Raw genomic sequence first — 16973 nt, 5'->3', positions numbered from 1 at the left:
GAAAATCGGGCTCATGGTGGACTGCGATACCGGTAGCTCCGGAAGGATGCCAACTGGCTCTAACCGACCTTGATCAGCCTCGGAAAGTGACTACAATTCGAGTGACGTTCAGGCAGGCCGATGGCGTCACTAAGTTTTGCCGTGGCTAGATGGAAGCCAAGTACGATCTCTAGTATTGCTTGGGCATTCGCTGCGGCGCTGGAGGGTACCCGTGGACTTCGGAATCATTATTGCGGATGTCGATTCGCTGCGGCATAGTTACACGTCATTTGCGCTCAGCCAAGTCCGCTTGCCCACCAGCATTGGCGCCACAGACTTGGACCAGCTGGATCCACTCATAGGCGACAAGCGCCTGTACGAGCACCGCGAGGCAGTATTCCATCAAGGCGATCCCTCCCGCGCTCTATATATCGTGCGATCCGGATCACTGAAGACGTCTGTAGCGGACCCCGCTGGCGGAGAGCAGGTGCTTGGTTTCCATCTGCCTGGCGAGATCGTGGGCATCGGCGGTTTGGGTAAGGATTTCTACCTCGGTACGGCGGAGGCCCTGGAGTCTTCCAACATCTGGGCAATTCCGCATGCACGCCTGCAGCCAATTTTGGAAAAATTCCCTATCCTGCATCAGCAGCTGCAACAAATGGTCAGCAGGTGGGCTGACACCAATCTGGAGCATCTGATCATCATGGGCAAGACACTGGCACAAGTGCGACTTGCCATGTTCCTTCGCAGTTTTGCCAGCCGCTGTGATCGGTTGTCCCGAGATCCGCTCAATCTGACGCTGCCGATGTCTCGTCGTGATCTGGCCAGCTATCTTGGCCTGACACTTGAGACGGTTAGCCGCGAGTTCAGCCGTATGCAGGCAAAAGACATTCTTGCCGTGCGAGGCAAGGAAGTGCGCATTCTGCGTGCCGATCGTCTGGTTGACCTGTGCGGCGACGGCCAGCCCTTGTTACATCGAGGCACTTCTGAGTGATTCCAGCTTCTGTTCTGGAAACTTGATATTGCGCAATACATCCGCTGGCCTCCGGAGTACGCTGGAAAGACTACGAATAACCCAGATTGCAACAGATATTCATAATGACCATACGCAATCTAGATTATCTGTTCCGCCCCCGTTCCATCGCCGTCATAGGCGCCACGGATCGCCCCCATAGCGTGGGATCGATAGTGATGCTCAATCTGATACGAGGCGGCTTCGGAGGACCTATCCTGCCGGTAAACCCAAAGCACGAGCGCATTGCCGGCCTTCCCGCCTTTCACGACCTCTCAGCACTGCCCACCGTTCCCGATCTGGCGATCGTATGCACTCCGCCTGCCACTGTACCCGATTTGATCAAACAGCTAGGACACCTGGGCACCAAAGCTGCAATCGTGCTGACGGCGGGGCTGGAGGCGGATTGCACCGGAAATGGGGTGGATGCCCAGCGAGCCATGCTGGAAGCAGCGCAGCCTCATCTACTGAGGATCCTGGGGCCCAATTGCATAGGACTGATCATTCCCGGTCTTGGACTTAATGCCAGTTTCGCCGAGTCCACCGCATCGCCCGGAAAGATCGCCTTCGTCTCGCAGTCTGGGGCCCTGACGACAGCGGTGTTGGATTGGGCGGCAGAAAATACCATCGGCTTCTCAAAATTCATTTCGATCGGCAATAGCGCCGACATCGATTTCGGGGACATACTGGATTACCTCGCCAGCGACCCGGACACCAGAAGCATCCTTCTGTACATTGAATCCATCAAGCATGCGCGCAAATTCATGTCGGCCGCCCGTGCGGCCGCCCGCAATAAGCCCGTCATAGTCGTCAAGGCGGGGCGATCGGCAGCAGGAGCCGCAGCGGCGACATCGCATACAGGGGCCATGGCCGGATCGGATATCGTATTCGACGCGGCAATCAGGCGGGCAGGCATGCTGCGGGTCAATACAACGCAGGATTTATTCAGTGCAATAGAAACCTTATCACGCGCGAAACCTCTGCGCGGGGATAAACTGATCATTATGACCAATGGTGGAGGCCCCGGAGTCATGGCGGCCGACGCTTTGAGCCTCGCCGGAGAGGAACTGGTCGCCTTGACAGACGACACAAGACGAAAACTTGACGCCATACTACCGTCTACCTGGTCCAAGGCAAACCCGATCGACATCATAGGCGACGCGCCCGTCGAGCGTTACCACGAGACACTGTCTGTCCTATTGGGTGATGGAGGATCCGATTCCCTGCTTTTCATGCATGCTCCCACGGCAATCGTGCAAAGCGAAGAAATCGCCCGAGAATGCGCACCGCTAATTGCCGCCTCACCGCGCAATACCTTTGGATGCTGGCTCGGTGGACTGGGGGTCTCGGCTGCCAGGCAGGTCTTCAGCCGAGCCGGCATACCCACCTATCAGACCCCCGAGGAAGCCGTGCAGGCCTTCTTGTACCTGCTGGCCTACCGAAGGAATCAGGAGTTATTGCTTGAGACACCTCCTTCACGGCCCGTAGGTCTGACGGTCGATACCGAGCAGGTAAGAAGGATCGTAGAAAAAGCCCTTGCGGATCAGCGCAGCTTGCTGGACGAGGCGGAAGCCAAATCGGTACTGGCAGCCTACGGCATTCCGGTGGTTGAAACTCGAGTCGCATCCACAATCGAGGTCGCAGCGGTCCTCGCACAGCAAATCGGATTTCCCGTCGCCCTGAAGATCCTTTCTCCAGATATCACTCATAAGTCCGATGTCGGCGGAGTCGCTCTCAACCTGGAATCCGTAGAGCACGTTCGCATAGCCGCAAGGAACATGGTGTCTCAGGTGAGCCAGAGTCGCCCCGACGCTCGGCTTACCGGCTTCACCGTCCAGGCCATGATCAATCGGCCCGACGCGCACGAACTGATTCTGGGCATGGCTGAAGACCAGACATTCGGCCCGATCGTTTTATTCGGCCAAGGAGGCGTTGCCACACAAGTGATCAACGACCGCTCGGTAAGTCTGCCTCCTTTGAACATGGCTCTCGCCGAAGATCTGGCAGCCCGTACACGCGTATTCAAGTTGCTGCAGGGTTACCGGAATCACCCTGCAGCCGATTTGCCGAATCTATATCGGACGATGGTCGCACTTTCTCAATTGATCGTGGATATTCCGGAGATGGTCGAGCTGGACATCAACCCGCTATTGCTGGATGAGAACGGGGTGATGGCGCTTGACGCGCGAATAAGGGTTGCACCATCCCTATTGCAAGGGACCGATCGCCTGGCCATTCGGCCTTACCCTAAAGAGCTCGAGGAAATGCTGGAGCACGGGACAGGTCCGCTCTTATTGCGCCCGATTCTCCCATCTGACGCACGATCGTACCAGTTTTTTCTGCAGACTCTGAATGCGGAGGACGCCCATAATCGCTTCTTTTGCGCAGTACGCCAGCTGGCTCAATCCGAACTGGCAAGAGTCACCCAAATTGACTACAGCAGGGAAATGACACTAGTGGCAGTCAGTCAGGGCGGATCCGAGAGCGAAGTGATCGTGGGCGAAGTGCGACTGATTTTTGACCCTGATAATCAGCAGGCGGAAGTGGGACTCGCAGTGAGTTCAGCGCTGAAATCCAGCGGCCTGGGTTCAAAGTTGCTATCCAAGGCCATTCGCTATTGTCGTGAGCGCGACACGGCCTGCATGGTCGGTACTGTTCTGGTTGACAATTTTCGCATGCTTGGCCTGGCCAGGAAATTCGGTTTTGCGCTGTCCGCGCCTCGCGATGGTCTGATCGACATTCATCTGAAACTGAATACCGACCGTTGTACCTGACGGCATACTGATGTTCAATAAAAATGCAAAAGCAGCGGCCTCCGAATCCGGACCACTCTCTGGCGCATGGTGGAGGCTTGCATCCACACAGGACGAGTTGAGTTCCTCTTCAGACGGCCTGACCAACGCAGAAGCGCAACGACGCTTGCGTATATATGGTCCGAACCGATTAAGCGCACCCGTGCACAGGAGCCCATTTTTCGAAATCCTGGGCCGTTTGCGTAATCCATTGGTTTTGCTGCTTCTGGTTGCGGGAGGAGTATCCGCCGTGGTGGGCGACGCCACGAGCGCCAGCATTATTGCGACCATGGTTGTACTGAGTGTCACGTTCGACTATCTGCAGGAGCACAGGGCTGAGATGGCAGCCGAAAAACTGCGAAAGTCTGTGGCCTTGACAGTGACCGTTCGGCGCGACGGCATTGACCAAGAAATGCCGGCCGAAAACCTGGTACCCGGCGACGTGATCGGCCTGTCGGCTGGTAGCCTGGTTCCCGCTGATGGGTTGGTGCTCAGTGCGACGGATCTGTTTATTCAGCAGGCGGCATTGACCGGCGAGTCGTTCCCGGCCGAAAAGCATGCGGATGCCATCCCCAATGAAGACGCCCTGGACTGTGCCGCAAATGCCGTTTTCATGGGATCAAGTGTTCTTTCTGGAATCGGGTCGGTACTGATAGTCAAGACGGGAGAACACACCCAGCTAGGTATGGTGGGTGACATCATTTCCGAGGACCACCCTCCGACGGCGTTTGATGAGGGGATACGCCGCTTCGGTTATCTGATTTTGCGCATCACTCTCTCGCTGGTGCTGTTCGTGCTTCTGGCCAATGGACTCGCCAACCGTCAGTGGCTCGAGTCGTTTCTCTTTTCCTTGGCTCTGGCCGTCGGGCTGACGCCAGAATTATTGCCCATGGTGGTGACCGTCACACTGTCACGCGGCGCACTGCGGCTTGCCAAACACGGGGTCATCGTAAAGCGGTTATCCGCCATGCAGAATCTTGGTGCCATGGACACCCTGTGCACCGACAAGACAGGCACGCTTACCGAGGCGAATATCAGCCTGGCTTGCCACGTTGATATCACCGGACAGGACAATGGCCATGTATTGGAGCTGGCCTACCTCAACAGCCGCTTTGAAGCAGGGGTACATACTCCTCTGGAAGACGCCATCCTTGCTCATGAATCAATGGACATCACCGAATGGAACAAGCTCGACGAGGTCCCATTCGATTTCCAGCGACGGCGATTGTCCGTACTGCTACGGCATTCGGATGATAATTTCCTGATCGTGAAAGGTGCTCCCGAAGACATGCTGGCACACTGCGGTTGCTACGAGGGTACCGGATCACAGGAAATACCCTGGTCAGACGAATCTCTTGCCCTCGCACGGCAAACGCTGAACAGGCTCAGCGAGGCTGGCCATCGTGTACTGGGAGTTGCGTGGAAGAAGGTGCCGATCGATACTGTCGACGCGACAATCGCCGACGAAAATGACCTTATATTCGCCGGCTACGCCGCATTCCTGGATCCCCCTAAAAAAGACGCTGGCGAGGCAATTCGCAACCTGTCGAGCAGGGGGATTGCGGTGAAGATCCTGACTGGAGACAGCGAACTCGTCGCACAACACGTCTGCAAGGAGCTGGGTGTCTCGGTGACCGGCATGCTGATGGGAAATCAGATCGCCAAACTGGACGATCACGCCTTGCTTCTCCAGGTAGAATCCGCCAATCTATTTTGTCGTGTCAGCCCCATACAGAAAAATCGGCTGATCCTCGCTTTACAGAAACGAGGCCATGTGGTCGGATTCATGGCAGACGGGATCAACGACGCCCCAGCACTGCACAGCGCCGATGTCAGCATCTCGGTGGATACGGCCGTCGATGTAGCCAAGGCTTCGGCAGACCTTATCATGCTGAAGCACGATTTATCCATGCTCGAGTTTGGCGTCACCGAAGGACGCAGAACCTTTGCGAATATTCGCAAGTACATCATGATGGGTACCAGTTCAAACTTCGGCAATATGTTCAGCATGGCTGGCGCTGCATTGTTCCTGCCCTTCCTGCCCATGCTCCCAACCCAAGTACTGCTTAATAACATCCTGTATGATCTATCGGAAACAGTAATTCCTCTCGATGAGGTCGATGCAGTCGAAATCGCCACTCCGCAGCATTGGGATATCAAATTGCTGCGCAATTTCATGATGGTGCTCGGCCCAGTCAGCTCATTGTTCGATTTTGCGACGTTCTATCTGCTATTGACGGTCCTGAAAGCCGACGAGAGTCTCTTCCAGACTGGCTGGTTCATCGAGTCTTTGGCAACACAGATTCTCGTGATTTTTGTCATTCGAACAAGAGGCAATCCTTTTCTCAGCCGCCCGCACCCGGCGCTGTGGCTCGCGGCGATCAGCATCCTTCTCGCCGCCGCAGCCATTCCTTTTTCGCCGCTAGCTGAGCTCTTCGGCTTTACCGCACTGCCTTGGCGCTACTTTCTGGCTCTGGTCATCCTGGTATCCCTGTATCTGGCGATGGCTCAAGTCGTAAAGGCTTGCTTCTACCGTTCCAGGCTTGCTCCCGAGCGGATCTGAGTCGCGCAACATACGACCTATTCCACACCTATTTGATCATCGTCAACATCGCCCCCTATCGTTCATCTAATCTTTAGACACTGCCACGGAACAATACCGAACGACACCAGGGAGATCGATATGGCCCGCCAACCCACCATGAAGGCACTTGTCTACCTCGGCCCAGGAAAAATAGCATGGGAAACGGTTCCCACTCCAGAAATCCTGCATCCGACCGACGCACTCGTAAAGATCACCAAGACCACCATTTGCGGCACCGATCTGCACATTCTCAAGGGTGATGTGCCTGCCGTTGGCAGTGGAAGGATACTGGGTCACGAGGGGGTCGGAATTATCGAAGAGGTCGGTAGTGCCGTCCGCGGCTTCAAAAAATCTGACCACGTACTCATTTCATGCATCACTTCCTGCGGGCGATGCGGGTATTGCAAAAGGCAAATGTACGCCCATTGCGAGGATGGGGGCTGGATACTTGGACACCTGATCGATGGAACGCAGGCGGAGTATGTAAGAATCCCACACGCCGACAATAGCTTATACCCCATCGCAGCCGGGAAGGACGAGGAGGCGCTCGTCATGCTCAGCGATATCTTTCCCACAGGCTTTGAAATAGGCGTTCTCAGCGGTGCCGTAAAACCCGGGGATGTGGTTGCCATCATCGGGGCCGGCCCAATAGGGATGGCTGCATTATTGACCGCCAAACTTTATTCGCCCGGCAAGATCATCATGGTGGACACAGACCATTTCCGACTGGATACCGCCAGAAAGTTCGGTGCAACGGATGTCGTGAATAGCGCCGACGGCGACGCCGTCAAAGCGATTCTCGCACAAACAAAGGACGGAGTTGATGTTGCGATCGAAGCGGTTGGAATACCACAGACTTTCAATATATGTCAGCGGATAGTCCGCCCCGGCGGGCATATAGCCAATATCGGCGTTCACGGAAAAGGTGTCGAACTTGAGCTCCAGAAGCTGTGGATTCAGAACATCACCCTGACCACCGGTTTGGTCAACACCAATACGACGCCAATGCTGCTTAAAACGGTCGAGTCGAAGCAGTTGATGCCCGAGGCCCTGATTACCCACCACTTCAAACTCGATCAGATCTTGAGGGCCTACGAGGTGTTCGGCAATGCGGCCTCGGAGAATGCCCTGAAAGTCATCATCAGCAATGCCTGATGCCCTTGTGCTCCAGTGATTCCGGCCACACAGCAGATTGTTCAGTCGGGGCCCGACTCGAAATTTCCTGACCTTGCCTTGAAGAAAGACAGATTTTTGATATTTGTCAACTGCCGCTGCTTTCGCAGGAATAACATGATTGTACGCGCCGCGTTCCAGACATAAGCGCCAACATTTGGCGCTTATGTTCATTCGATGGAAGACGGCGAAATTCGAGATTTTTCTTTGTGAGATCAATCATGGCCAACAATCTGATGCAGCTTGATCCTTTCAACGAAATTGCCAATTTCTTGCCATTGCGGAACTTCGAAGATCTTTTGAGGGATCTCCGCGTACGACCGGTATTCGGTAATTTTGAAGCCGAACCACTTATCAAGATGGATGTCTCCGAGACAGATCAGAGCTATACCGTAAAGGCAGAGCTACCTGGCGTAAAGAAGGAAGACGTCAAGGTCGCCATCGAGGGCAACCAGGTAACCATCTCCGCCGAGGCGAAGCACGAGACCGAGAAGAAAGACGGTGAATCAGTCGTACGTCGGGAGCGTTATTTTGGCGTCCAATCCCGCAGCTTCACCTTGGCGCATGAGATTGACGATTCAAAGTCCACCGCCAAATATTCTGACGGTGTGCTGGAATTGTCCTTACCCAAGAGGTCGGGAAATAGCGGCAGGAAACTGCTTCCAATCGGCTGACGGCATGGCCTGACGGCGCCATCCCTGCCTTCCTCATAAAGATGGTTGAGAAATGACGAAGCATCTTTCCAGCAGCGATATTCAGGAACTGCACATCCTGCTTGTCCAGACAAGGGCCCGGCTGATGGACGAAATCCGGACTGCCGAGGCCGACATCCAAGCGGCACACGAAGCCCGGGAGGCCGAAGGAGGGTTCGGCTCCGATGTATCAGAGATCACCAGGATCGAGGAACTACGACGCTCGGAGATCGCAATTGATGAAGAACAATTGCGTTCAATCGAGGAGGCCGAATCCAGGATGAGCGAGGGCCGGTACGGAATCTGTATGGATTGCGGCAGGCCAATCATGCGTGCGCGGCTCCTTGCACTACCGGCCTCTGTCCGGTGCGCAGACTGTGAGAGCAGGCGAACGGCGCCATCGGCGGGGGATGGAAGCGAGCGTATGGAATAGGCTGATAAAAGAGTGGGGAGAACCGGCGACCGGCAGCCTCTACTCAATTCTCGGCGACCGGGCCGACGCGCCCGTTCCCGCTCGGTTCCATATCACAACAAGCACACCTGATCCTGGCGCGGCGCGATAGCCTCCCAACCGAGGTCGCGCCGAATACGTTCGCGCAGCGCCTCGGAAGCGTCAGGTTCCCCATGAACAATGAATACACGCCGGGGTGGCTTCTGAAAGCCAGACAGCCAACGCATGAGATCTGCACTATCGGCATGCGCGGACAACGACGGCAATTCGGTGACTTCGGCGTTCACGGGAATCCACTGCCCGTGGATCTTGGTCTCCCGCGCCCCCTGCAGCAGTTTGCGGCCGCGCGTCCCGGCGGCTTGAAAGCCGCTGAACAACAGCGTGTTGTGGTGGTCCGGGGCAAATGCCGCGATGTGATGCAATACACGCCCACCTGTCGCCATGCCGCTGGCGGAAATGATCACTTTGGGATAGCGGCTGGCAGACAACGCCTTCGACTCCTGGACATCGCGCGTGCAGATGACCTCAGCGCAGGCGGCCTCGTATTCCCCTGTCGGCAGCTTGTGGTCATCGGGGTAAGCGTGCATCAGTTCGCTGGCGCTGGTTGCCATCGGGCTGTCCAAGTAGACCGGGATGTTCCGCAGCTTTCCAGACCGGCGCAGCAGCCACATGCTATAGATCAACAGCTGGGCACGACCGACAGCGAAAGCGGGCACCACCACCGTGCCACCACGTTTGACCGTGCGGTCGATGACGGCGCCCAATGCCTCCACTGGATCGGTGGACGCATGCAGGCGATCACCGTAGGTGGACTCGATCACGATATAGTCCGCTTCTGGCACGGGCTCAGGATCGTGCATCACATAATCATCGTAGCGGCCCAGATCACCCGAGAATACGATGCGTTTCCCGCCGATGTCGATCTGGGCGCTGGCAGCGCCAAGGATGTGGCCCGTACGGCGCAACAGGAGCCTCGCCTCCCCCGCCAGCGTCTGCTCGCGATGGAGTGCAGTCGCAGTGAACAGCCGGATCGCATGTTCGGCATCGGCGGGTCCGTAGAGCGGCAGTGCCGGATGGTGCTTGCTGAAACCCTTGCGGTTGGCGAAATCAGCGTCCTTCTCCTGGAGGAACGCGCTATCGCGCAGGATCAGGGCAGCCACGTCGCAAGTGGCCGGGGTAGCGTAAATTGGACCGGAGAAACCATCGAGCGCCAGCCGTGGCAGATAGCCGCAATGATCCAGATGCCCATGGGTCAGCACGACTGCGTCGATGTGACGCGGCTCAACAGGCAAGCGCTCCCAGTTGAGCTCACGCAGGTTCGCCAACCCCTGAAACAAGCCGCAATCGACCAAGATGCGGGTCTTGTCGTGAGTCAACAGATGCTTGGATCCGGTGACGGTGCCCGCGGCACCCAGGCAGGTCAGCGATAACGTAGTCATTGTCTTGGTCGACGATCGACATGAGTCCAGGTTTCTTGTGCGTGCCCTCCCCAGTGATCATGGGCTGTGGTGCGCAACTGTATGCCGACCCTTCTGGGTTTGACGGCCCCATTCTACATTTCCTGGTGCTCCCCATCAGGAAAATTGTCTTCGCCGCCGCCAAGGTCTGTCCCAGGGACCGTCCAAAAGGCGACTGCCGTAGTAGCATGCATCCAAGGGCTATTGTCCAGACTGAAGGTCAGCTTCCTGTCCACTGAAAGTGGAGATCTCCGTCGATATCGTCAGACCCGGTTGATGATGCCATTCCAGAATTCTCCACCAGTCGCTCTGATAGAGTTGCCAAAAAGGACTCACGAAGCATGAGAACAGCCGGTGACACTCAGCATCATGGCCTGACCACTGACTTGGCGAGTACGCGGTTACGCCTTGAAGGCCCCAATGAATTACCCCAAGCCGGCAAGCGCTCGGTATTTCGCATCGTGCTGGACGTCCTGCGCGAACCGATGCTTATGCTGCTGCTGGCGGGCGGATTCGTCTATCTGCTCCTTGGCGACCGCACCGAAGCGTTCATCCTTCTCATCTTTGCCCTTTTCTCGATCGTCATCACGGCCGTTCAGGAAACCCGTTCCGAACGGGCCCTCGAAGCATTACGCGATCTATCTTCACCCCGCGCCCTCGTCATTCGCGAGGGTGCGCGAGTACGCATTGCCGGCCGGGAGGTCGTGCGAGGCGACCTGCTGGTACTGCAAGAGGGCGACCGGATTGCCGCTGATGCAATCCTCATCGACGCAGCCGACCTGCAAGTCGACGAATCGCTACTGACTGGAGAGTCATTGCCTGTCGGCAAGGTGGCCAGTGCTTCGCCAACCGAACCACCCGGCGAATCCGTGGGACTGCACCCGGGCGGCGAAGGCCAGCCGTATGTCTACTCAGGCTCACTCGTCATCCGCGGCAGCGGAGTCGCCTGCGTCGTGGCCACCGGCGCACGCACTGAAATCGGCAAAATCGGCCAGTCGCTGACGGGATTGGACGTCGAAGCTCCCCGCCTACGGCGCGAAATCACTCGGATCGTTACCTGGTGTGCGGTCGGAGGCATCTTGGTAGCATGTCTGGTCGTGGCGCTTTACGGGCTGTTGCACGGTGAATGGCTGGAAGCAATGCTGGCTGGGATCGCCGTCGGCATGTCACTGCTTCCTGAAGAATTTCCTGTCGTGCTGGCTGTATTCTTGGCGATGGGCGCCTGGCGGATAGGAAAAGTCGGCGTATTGACCCGACGTGCGGCAGCGATCGAGACGCTAGGCTCGGCAACGGTGCTTTGCACCGACAAGACAGGCACACTCACGGAAAACCGTATGGCGCTTGCGCAAGTCTGGCTCCCGCTGGGCGAGGCAGTCATACTCGAACATGGAAAGCCCGTCTCCGATGATTGCCGCAAGCTCATCGAAACAGCAGCACTGGCCAGCGCTCCTCATCCATCCGACCCCATGGAGGTCGCACTTCACAACGCCCGCGATACTTTCGCACACACCGAATCCTCCGGCACCCTGCCAATCCACAGCTATGGATTGAGACCTGATCTGCTGGCAATGTCGAACATTTGGGATAACGGCCAGGAACTGACCATCTGCGCCAAAGGGGCACCAGAATCGATCATCCGCCTATGCCACCTGTCGACTGACGCAACACAAAAAGTACTGAAAGCCGTCGAGGAGATGGCCACGCGCGGAATACGCGTGCTGGCAGTAGCGACGTCAACGGCGCCTGACCGCCAGTGGGCGGATTCACAACTGGGCTATCGCTATACACTCACCGGTTTGGTCGGATTGGCCGACCCGCTACGCGCCAGTGTGCCGGGCGCCATCGCCGAATGCCGCCGGGCCGGGATCCGAGTTGTGATGATCACAGGCGACTATGCCGCCACAGCTCGATCGATCGCCTCACAAGCCGGCATCAAAGATGGAGAGGTACTGACAGGAAGCGATCTGGAAGCTCTCGACGACGAGCAGCTCGCCGAACGATTGAAGAGGGTCACGGTATTCGCGCGGATCATGCCCCAGCAGAAACTGCGAATCGTCCAGGTATTCAAGGCATGCGGTGAGGTCGTTGCGATGACCGGTGACGGTGTCAACGACGCGCCATCACTCAAAGCAGCGCATATCGGCATTGCAATGGGCGGACGGGGGACGGATGTCGCGCGTGAGGCCTCCGCATTGGTGCTGCTCAACGATGATTTTGCGGCAATCGTCCAGTCCGCCCGGCTGGGGCGGAGAATCTACGACAATATCCGCAAGGCCATGGCATTTATTTTCGCCGTCCATATACCGATTGCCGGGCTGGCCCTTCTACCGCTGTTCTTCGGCCTGCCCATCCTGTTGGGGCCGATTCATATTGCCCTGCTCGAAATGGTGATCGACCCGGTCTGTGCGCTCGTGTTCGAAGCCGAACGTGCGGAGGACGACGTCATGGAGCGAGCACCACGTGCCCCGGCTGAACGTATGTTCTCAGCCCCCATGCTGGTCTGGAGCATCATGCAGGGCACTGTTGCCTTCACAATGCTGGGAGCCGTTTTTCTTACAAAAACCTGGGCGGGCGCACCAGAGGTTGAAGTCCGGGCCCTGGTCTTTTTCGGCTTGGTGGCCCAGTTCGTGGCGCTGATCCTGGTGAATCGCTCTTTTCAGGCATCGCTACGCGATGCTTTCCTTCGCAAGAATGCCGCCCTGGGGTATGTTGTGATCGCGGTGGCCTGCGTGGCCGGACTGGTTTTGTTACTGCCACAAGCCCAGGCACTCCTGATGTTCGGCTCGATTACCCGAAACGACATGCTCCTGGCCTTGGGCCTGGGTGTCGGACTGCTTCTGATACTCGAAGGCTGCAAGCCCCTGATGGCACGAGCCGCGTCATCAGGCGCATCTTTTACGTACCGCAAAATCGGGAGTCAATGACATGGATCGGTCTGATCCTCGCATTTCAACTACAAGTTCATCTCTACATACAGAAGAGCACTCAAGATCCGACTCCGACTCGGACAACACCAGCACAGCCATCGCGCGCGTATTGGCGGGCAGCCTGCAGGTGCTGGCATTTCCCAGCGCCAGCCACGTCTACAACCCGCTGATCTACATGTGGTCGGCACACCGCGAATACTTGCAGCGATATGGCAGCCGGAAGGGTCGGATCCTGCTGGTCGGAATGAATCCTGGTCCTTGGGGCATGGCCCAGACCGGGGTTCCCTTTGGCGAGGTCTCCGTGGCACGCGACTGGCTGAAGATCGAAGAACCCCTGGGCGGCCCGCTACCGGATCAACACGACAAGTACCCGATCACCGGCTTTGCCTGCCACCGCAGCGAAGGCAGCGGGGATCGCTTCTGGGGCTGGGCGCAGCGACGCTTTCACAGCCCCGACCGATTCTTTCAGGACATCTTTGTCTGGAATTACTGCCCCTTGCTGTTTCTGCGCAATAACCGCAACCTGGTCCCGGAACAATTGCACAAAGCCGAACGCGAGCCGTTATTCGGCATCTGTGATGCAGCGCTGGGCGCCGTCATCCACGCAATCAGGCCACGCGCGGTGGTGGGCATCGGCCGCTTTGCCCACAGCCGCGCGCAGATCATTACAGACACGGGCCGCAGCAATGTGCCCACAGCCTATCTGCTGCACCCCAGCCCGGCCAATCCGACAGCCAATCAGGGCTGGGCCGACGTCGCCGACAAGACTCTGGCCCCCTGGCTGTGAGGGTGCGCCAGAGATCGAAGTCCTGCCATCAAAAATCAGAATCCCGCTAATTGGGAATGCGTTCCAGATCGGGATCATCCACCGGCACAGCAGGAAGACCTGCCATATTCGCAAACATATGCTTGCTCGAGACACCCGACGCGGTGTGAACGATCCCCACCGGGTCCTTGTAGACGAAGCCCGGCGTTCCGGTCAGCCCCAGATCGATGAACAGTTTCTTGTTGCGAGCCAGAGTCTTCTGGATCTCTGCAGTCACAGGGCCTTGCTTGAAGGCTCCGCCCCCATCTTCCAGCCCCTTCCATCCCTCCTCACCCTCGGCTAGCGCCTGGGAAGGATCGGCGCTCAGCAACACCCAAGCCGCCTTGGGCGCGCTGTCCGTCATGAGGAAGGCAACTGGAATCCACCGCACCTGCAAGCCTTCTTGGTAGTAGTGGCGCGAGAGCTTCCAACTCAGATGACAAAAGATGCAGTTGGGGTCAAAAAAAGCATAGAGGGTTGCCTTCTTTGTGCTGTCGCTAGCCCCCTGGATGATGTACTTCGAATGAGTGACCTGCTCCCAGAGCGCCTGCACCTGCGGGGTCGCCGAAGTGCCGTCGGCCTGCGAACCCGCCGTAGTCTCTGCCGCAGGCGCCGACGCTGCCTGCACAGGACCTGCGGTAGCCACCACAGCAGTAGAAAAAGCCCAGAGGACGACTCTGGGCAGCAAGCGACCAAATGAAGCACGTTTCATGAAAGCACCCTCAGGACGAAAGGGACAGCGTCCGCCAAGCTAGTGTAAATCCGCAGGCGGCTCTCCGGTTCAGTCCCCTTGCCGTGGCGGCCACAGTTCCGCATCATCGGTCATCCCAGCGTATGCTTTAATCTACGGCCACAGTATGCTTGACGGTACGGTCCAAGATTTCCCATGCGGAAAAAAACTTACACGCCCGACGCCAACTTCATCGATCTGCTCATAGACGCGGTGTTTGCAGTCGACATCGACGCACGTGTCGTGTTCGCCAGCGCCGCATGCGAACGCATCTTCGGGTATACCCCTGAAGAAATGGTCGGAATGAATATGTTCGACATCATGCTGCCGGAGGATCGCGAACGAACTCGACAATCGGTGGGCGAGATCATGGCCGGCCACCCTCAACTCCACTTCGAGAATCGCTATCTGCGCAAGGACGGGCAGATCGTCCATCTCATGTGGGCAACACGCTGGTCGCCGACTGACCAGGTCCGGATCGGCGTGGCGCGCGACATTACTGAACGCAAGCATGCCGAGTCGATTCAGACCTCGCTCTATGCGATCTCTGAAGCTTCTCAAGGAGTCGAGGACCTGCTCACACTGATTCGGCGCATCCATCAGATCGTCGGTACCCTGCTTCCGGCGGACAATTTTTCCGTCGCACTATACGATAAGAGCACGGGATTACTGAGCTTCCCATACCACGCAGACAAGTACGACCGCAAGCCCGATCCCTATGAACCAATGGCCGGGACACTGTACGCGAGGATCCTGCAAAGCGGCCAGCCGCTCCTGCTGTCACCGGCAACGGAAACCACGGACGAGCCGGGCATCCATGTCGGCCCGAAGCCGCTCTGCCAACTGGGTGTCCCGCTCAAATCGCATCACGGCACCATTGGCGTGCTGGTGCTGAAGAGCTACCCGGGCGGTGTGCGCTACAACCAGAAGGATCAGGAGTTGCTGCAGTTCATCTCTACCCAGATCGCCACCGCCATAGAGGGCCAGCGAATGCAGGCCCGGCTTCAGCACATGGCGCAATACGATCAACTCACTGGGCTGCCCAACCGTGGGCTGCTGTACGACCGACTCAAGACGGCTCTGTCAATGGCGCGGCGGGAACACGAGCGGCTGTCGGTGCTCTATCTCGATCTGGACCGATTCAAGCCGGTCAATGACACCCTGGGCCATAGTGTGGGCGACCTGTTGCTGCAAGAGGTCGCCAGCCGCCTGAAGCGGTGTGTGCGTGAGTCGGATACAGTGGCGCGTATTGGCGGCGATGAATTCGTGGTGCTCCTGCAGCGTGTACTGGAACCCGGCCAAGCCGCAGTGGTGGCGGCGAAAATCCACGACGCAATGAGCCGACCGTTCACTCTCGACGGCCACACGCTGAGCATCGTGCCCAGCATCGGGATTGCGCATTACCCCGAGCATGGCGAAACAGCACAACAGATGCTCAAACATGCCGACCAGGCCATGTACCAGGCGAAACACGAAAAGAAGCTGAAGACGGGCAGTGAAGTGTGACCGACTGCTGATTCAATCACGCCGACCACAGAAGCACGGTCCAGGTAGTTGAGCTGAACGGCCCGGATTCGAGATGTGCCGCCGATCGTCTGGGCAGTCAGGCGAATTCCGCCACAGGCAATAAAAGAATAAAGGTAAGTTGTCAGGTGTTTGTAATCTAATAGCCAGCAGAATGTAACCTTTGTGCTGTCCATAAGATCGCACAAACATCAAAATGGCGGAGACCACAGCCGCTGCAGAAAGAGTCCGGAAGGCCAACGGCCCGAAGGATCAAAGAAATAAATAACTAAAGAACCAAAGGAGACGTTATGAAAAAGGCGATATTTCGCGGGCTGATCCTGTCCGCAGCAATCGGCGTCTGTGCGTCGATGCTCCCCACGGTACCGGCAGTTGCGGCACCCGTGACACTCAAGATCTCGCACCAGTTTCCGGCCAATACGGACTTCCGCGATCAAGTCGCCCGCAAGTTTGCGGCCGAAGTCGAAAAGCGTACGAACGGCGCCGTCAAGTTCCAGATCTACCCGGGCGCCTCGCTCTTCAAGGCCAACCAGCAGTTCGAAGCCATGTCGAACGGATCGCTGGACATGGCGGTCTACCCGCTCGCCTATTCCGGCGGCAAGCTGCCAGCCACGAACCTGACGCTCATGCCGGCGCTCATCAAGAACTACAAGCAGGGCTACAACTGGGAATCCGCCCCCATCGGGAAGTGGCTGGAAAAGTATCTCGAAGACCACGGCGTCGTGATCGTCAGCTGGATCTGGCAGGCGGGCGGCGTCGCATCGCGCGACAAGGCCGTCGTGGTTCCGGCCGACGTCAAGGGGCTCAAGGTGCGCGGCGCGAGCAAAATGATCGAGCTCATGCTGCA

The 16973-nt window shown here is 57.5% G+C and carries 12 protein-coding genes; 10 read left to right on the top strand and 2 right to left on the bottom strand.

Features of this window, described 5'->3' with window-relative positions; translation table 11 throughout:
• The first annotated feature begins 211 nt into the window (after positions 1-211).
• The 6 genes from EPN31_RS04725 (at position 212) to EPN31_RS04700 (ending at position 8665) form a co-directional block, all read left to right on the top strand.
• Positions 212-973, top strand: coding sequence for a cyclic nucleotide-binding domain-containing protein (locus EPN31_RS04725; protein ID WP_291770252.1), 762 nt, complete (start codon positions 212-214; stop codon positions 971-973).
• Between the two features lie 104 nt (positions 974-1077).
• Positions 1078-3765 carry a bifunctional acetate--CoA ligase family protein/GNAT family N-acetyltransferase gene (locus tag EPN31_RS04720; protein ID WP_291770249.1) on the top strand — a complete coding sequence of 896 codons (2688 nt, stop codon included), beginning with the start codon at positions 1078-1080 and terminating at the stop codon, positions 3763-3765.
• 10 nt (positions 3766-3775) lie between these two features.
• A complete protein-coding gene (mgtA, locus tag EPN31_RS04715; protein ID WP_291770246.1) occupies positions 3776-6346 on the top strand; it encodes a magnesium-translocating P-type ATPase in 2571 nt (856 codons plus the stop codon).
• 138 nt (positions 6347-6484) lie between these two features.
• The gene (locus tag EPN31_RS04710) at positions 6485-7522 is read left to right on the top strand and encodes a zinc-dependent alcohol dehydrogenase family protein (RefSeq protein WP_291770321.1); all 1038 of its coding nucleotides are present in this window, start codon (positions 6485-6487) and stop codon (positions 7520-7522) included.
• A gap of 239 nt (positions 7523-7761) precedes the next feature.
• Entirely contained in the window at positions 7762-8214 is a 453-nt protein-coding gene (locus EPN31_RS04705) for an Hsp20/alpha crystallin family protein (RefSeq protein ID WP_291770243.1), read from the top strand.
• A gap of 52 nt (positions 8215-8266) precedes the next feature.
• Entirely contained in the window at positions 8267-8665 is a 399-nt protein-coding gene (locus EPN31_RS04700) for a TraR/DksA family transcriptional regulator (RefSeq protein ID WP_291770241.1), read from the top strand.
• 92 nt (positions 8666-8757) lie between these two features.
• On the opposite strand, the gene EPN31_RS04695 is transcribed toward EPN31_RS04700, so the two are convergent.
• Entirely contained in the window at positions 8758-10122 is a 1365-nt protein-coding gene (locus EPN31_RS04695; protein ID WP_291770238.1) for an MBL fold metallo-hydrolase RNA specificity domain-containing protein, read from the bottom strand.
• Between the two features lie 359 nt (positions 10123-10481).
• Between EPN31_RS04695 and EPN31_RS04690 the strand changes: the two genes are divergently transcribed.
• Both EPN31_RS04690 and EPN31_RS04685 read left to right on the top strand, forming a co-directional pair.
• A complete protein-coding gene (locus tag EPN31_RS04690) occupies positions 10482-13064 on the top strand; it encodes a cation-translocating P-type ATPase (RefSeq protein WP_291770234.1) in 2583 nt (860 codons plus the stop codon).
• 112 nt (positions 13065-13176) lie between these two features.
• Positions 13177-13854, top strand: coding sequence for a uracil-DNA glycosylase family protein (locus EPN31_RS04685; protein WP_291770231.1), 678 nt, complete (start codon positions 13177-13179; stop codon positions 13852-13854).
• A 46-nt stretch (positions 13855-13900) separates the two neighbouring features.
• Here EPN31_RS04685 and EPN31_RS04680 read toward each other — a convergent pair whose 3' ends face one another.
• On the bottom strand, positions 13901-14584 hold the full coding sequence (locus tag EPN31_RS04680) for a thioredoxin fold domain-containing protein (protein WP_291770228.1): 684 nt from the start codon (positions 14582-14584) through the stop codon (positions 13901-13903).
• Positions 14585-14758: 174 nt separating this feature from the next.
• Here EPN31_RS04680 and EPN31_RS04675 point away from each other — a divergent pair, with 174 nt between their 5' ends.
• Positions 14759-16108, top strand: a complete 1350-nt coding sequence (locus EPN31_RS04675) for a diguanylate cyclase (RefSeq protein ID WP_291770225.1) — start codon at positions 14759-14761, stop codon at positions 16106-16108.
• Between the two features lie 308 nt (positions 16109-16416).
• Positions 16417-16973: TRAP transporter substrate-binding protein DctP (dctP, locus tag EPN31_RS04670; RefSeq protein ID WP_291770222.1), on the top strand; the 557-nt coding region annotated here is incomplete at its 3' end.

Origin of the sequence: Castellaniella sp. (assembly GCF_004321985.1) — a bacterium.
Classification (GTDB): domain Bacteria; phylum Pseudomonadota; class Gammaproteobacteria; order Burkholderiales; family Burkholderiaceae_B; genus Castellaniella.
This window is presented reverse-complemented; position numbering and strand designations above follow the sequence as displayed.

Coding starts and splice junctions, on each gene's coding strand:
- EPN31_RS04695 (WP_291770238.1), bottom strand. CDS start 10,122: ATGACTACGTTATCGCTGACCTGCCTGGGTGCCGCGGGCACCGTCACC.
- EPN31_RS04690 (WP_291770234.1), top strand. CDS start 10,482: ATGAGAACAGCCGGTGACACTCAGCATCATGGCCTGACCACTGACTTG.
- EPN31_RS04700 (WP_291770241.1), top strand. CDS start 8,267: ATGACGAAGCATCTTTCCAGCAGCGATATTCAGGAACTGCACATCCTG.
- EPN31_RS04710 (WP_291770321.1), top strand. CDS start 6,485: ATGAAGGCACTTGTCTACCTCGGCCCAGGAAAAATAGCATGGGAAACG.
- EPN31_RS04720 (WP_291770249.1), top strand. CDS start 1,078: ATGACCATACGCAATCTAGATTATCTGTTCCGCCCCCGTTCCATCGCC.
- mgtA (WP_291770246.1), top strand. CDS start 3,776: ATGTTCAATAAAAATGCAAAAGCAGCGGCCTCCGAATCCGGACCACTC.
- EPN31_RS04680 (WP_291770228.1), bottom strand. CDS start 14,584: ATGAAACGTGCTTCATTTGGTCGCTTGCTGCCCAGAGTCGTCCTCTGG.
- EPN31_RS04675 (WP_291770225.1), top strand. CDS start 14,759: ATGCGGAAAAAAACTTACACGCCCGACGCCAACTTCATCGATCTGCTC.
- EPN31_RS04705 (WP_291770243.1), top strand. CDS start 7,762: ATGGCCAACAATCTGATGCAGCTTGATCCTTTCAACGAAATTGCCAAT.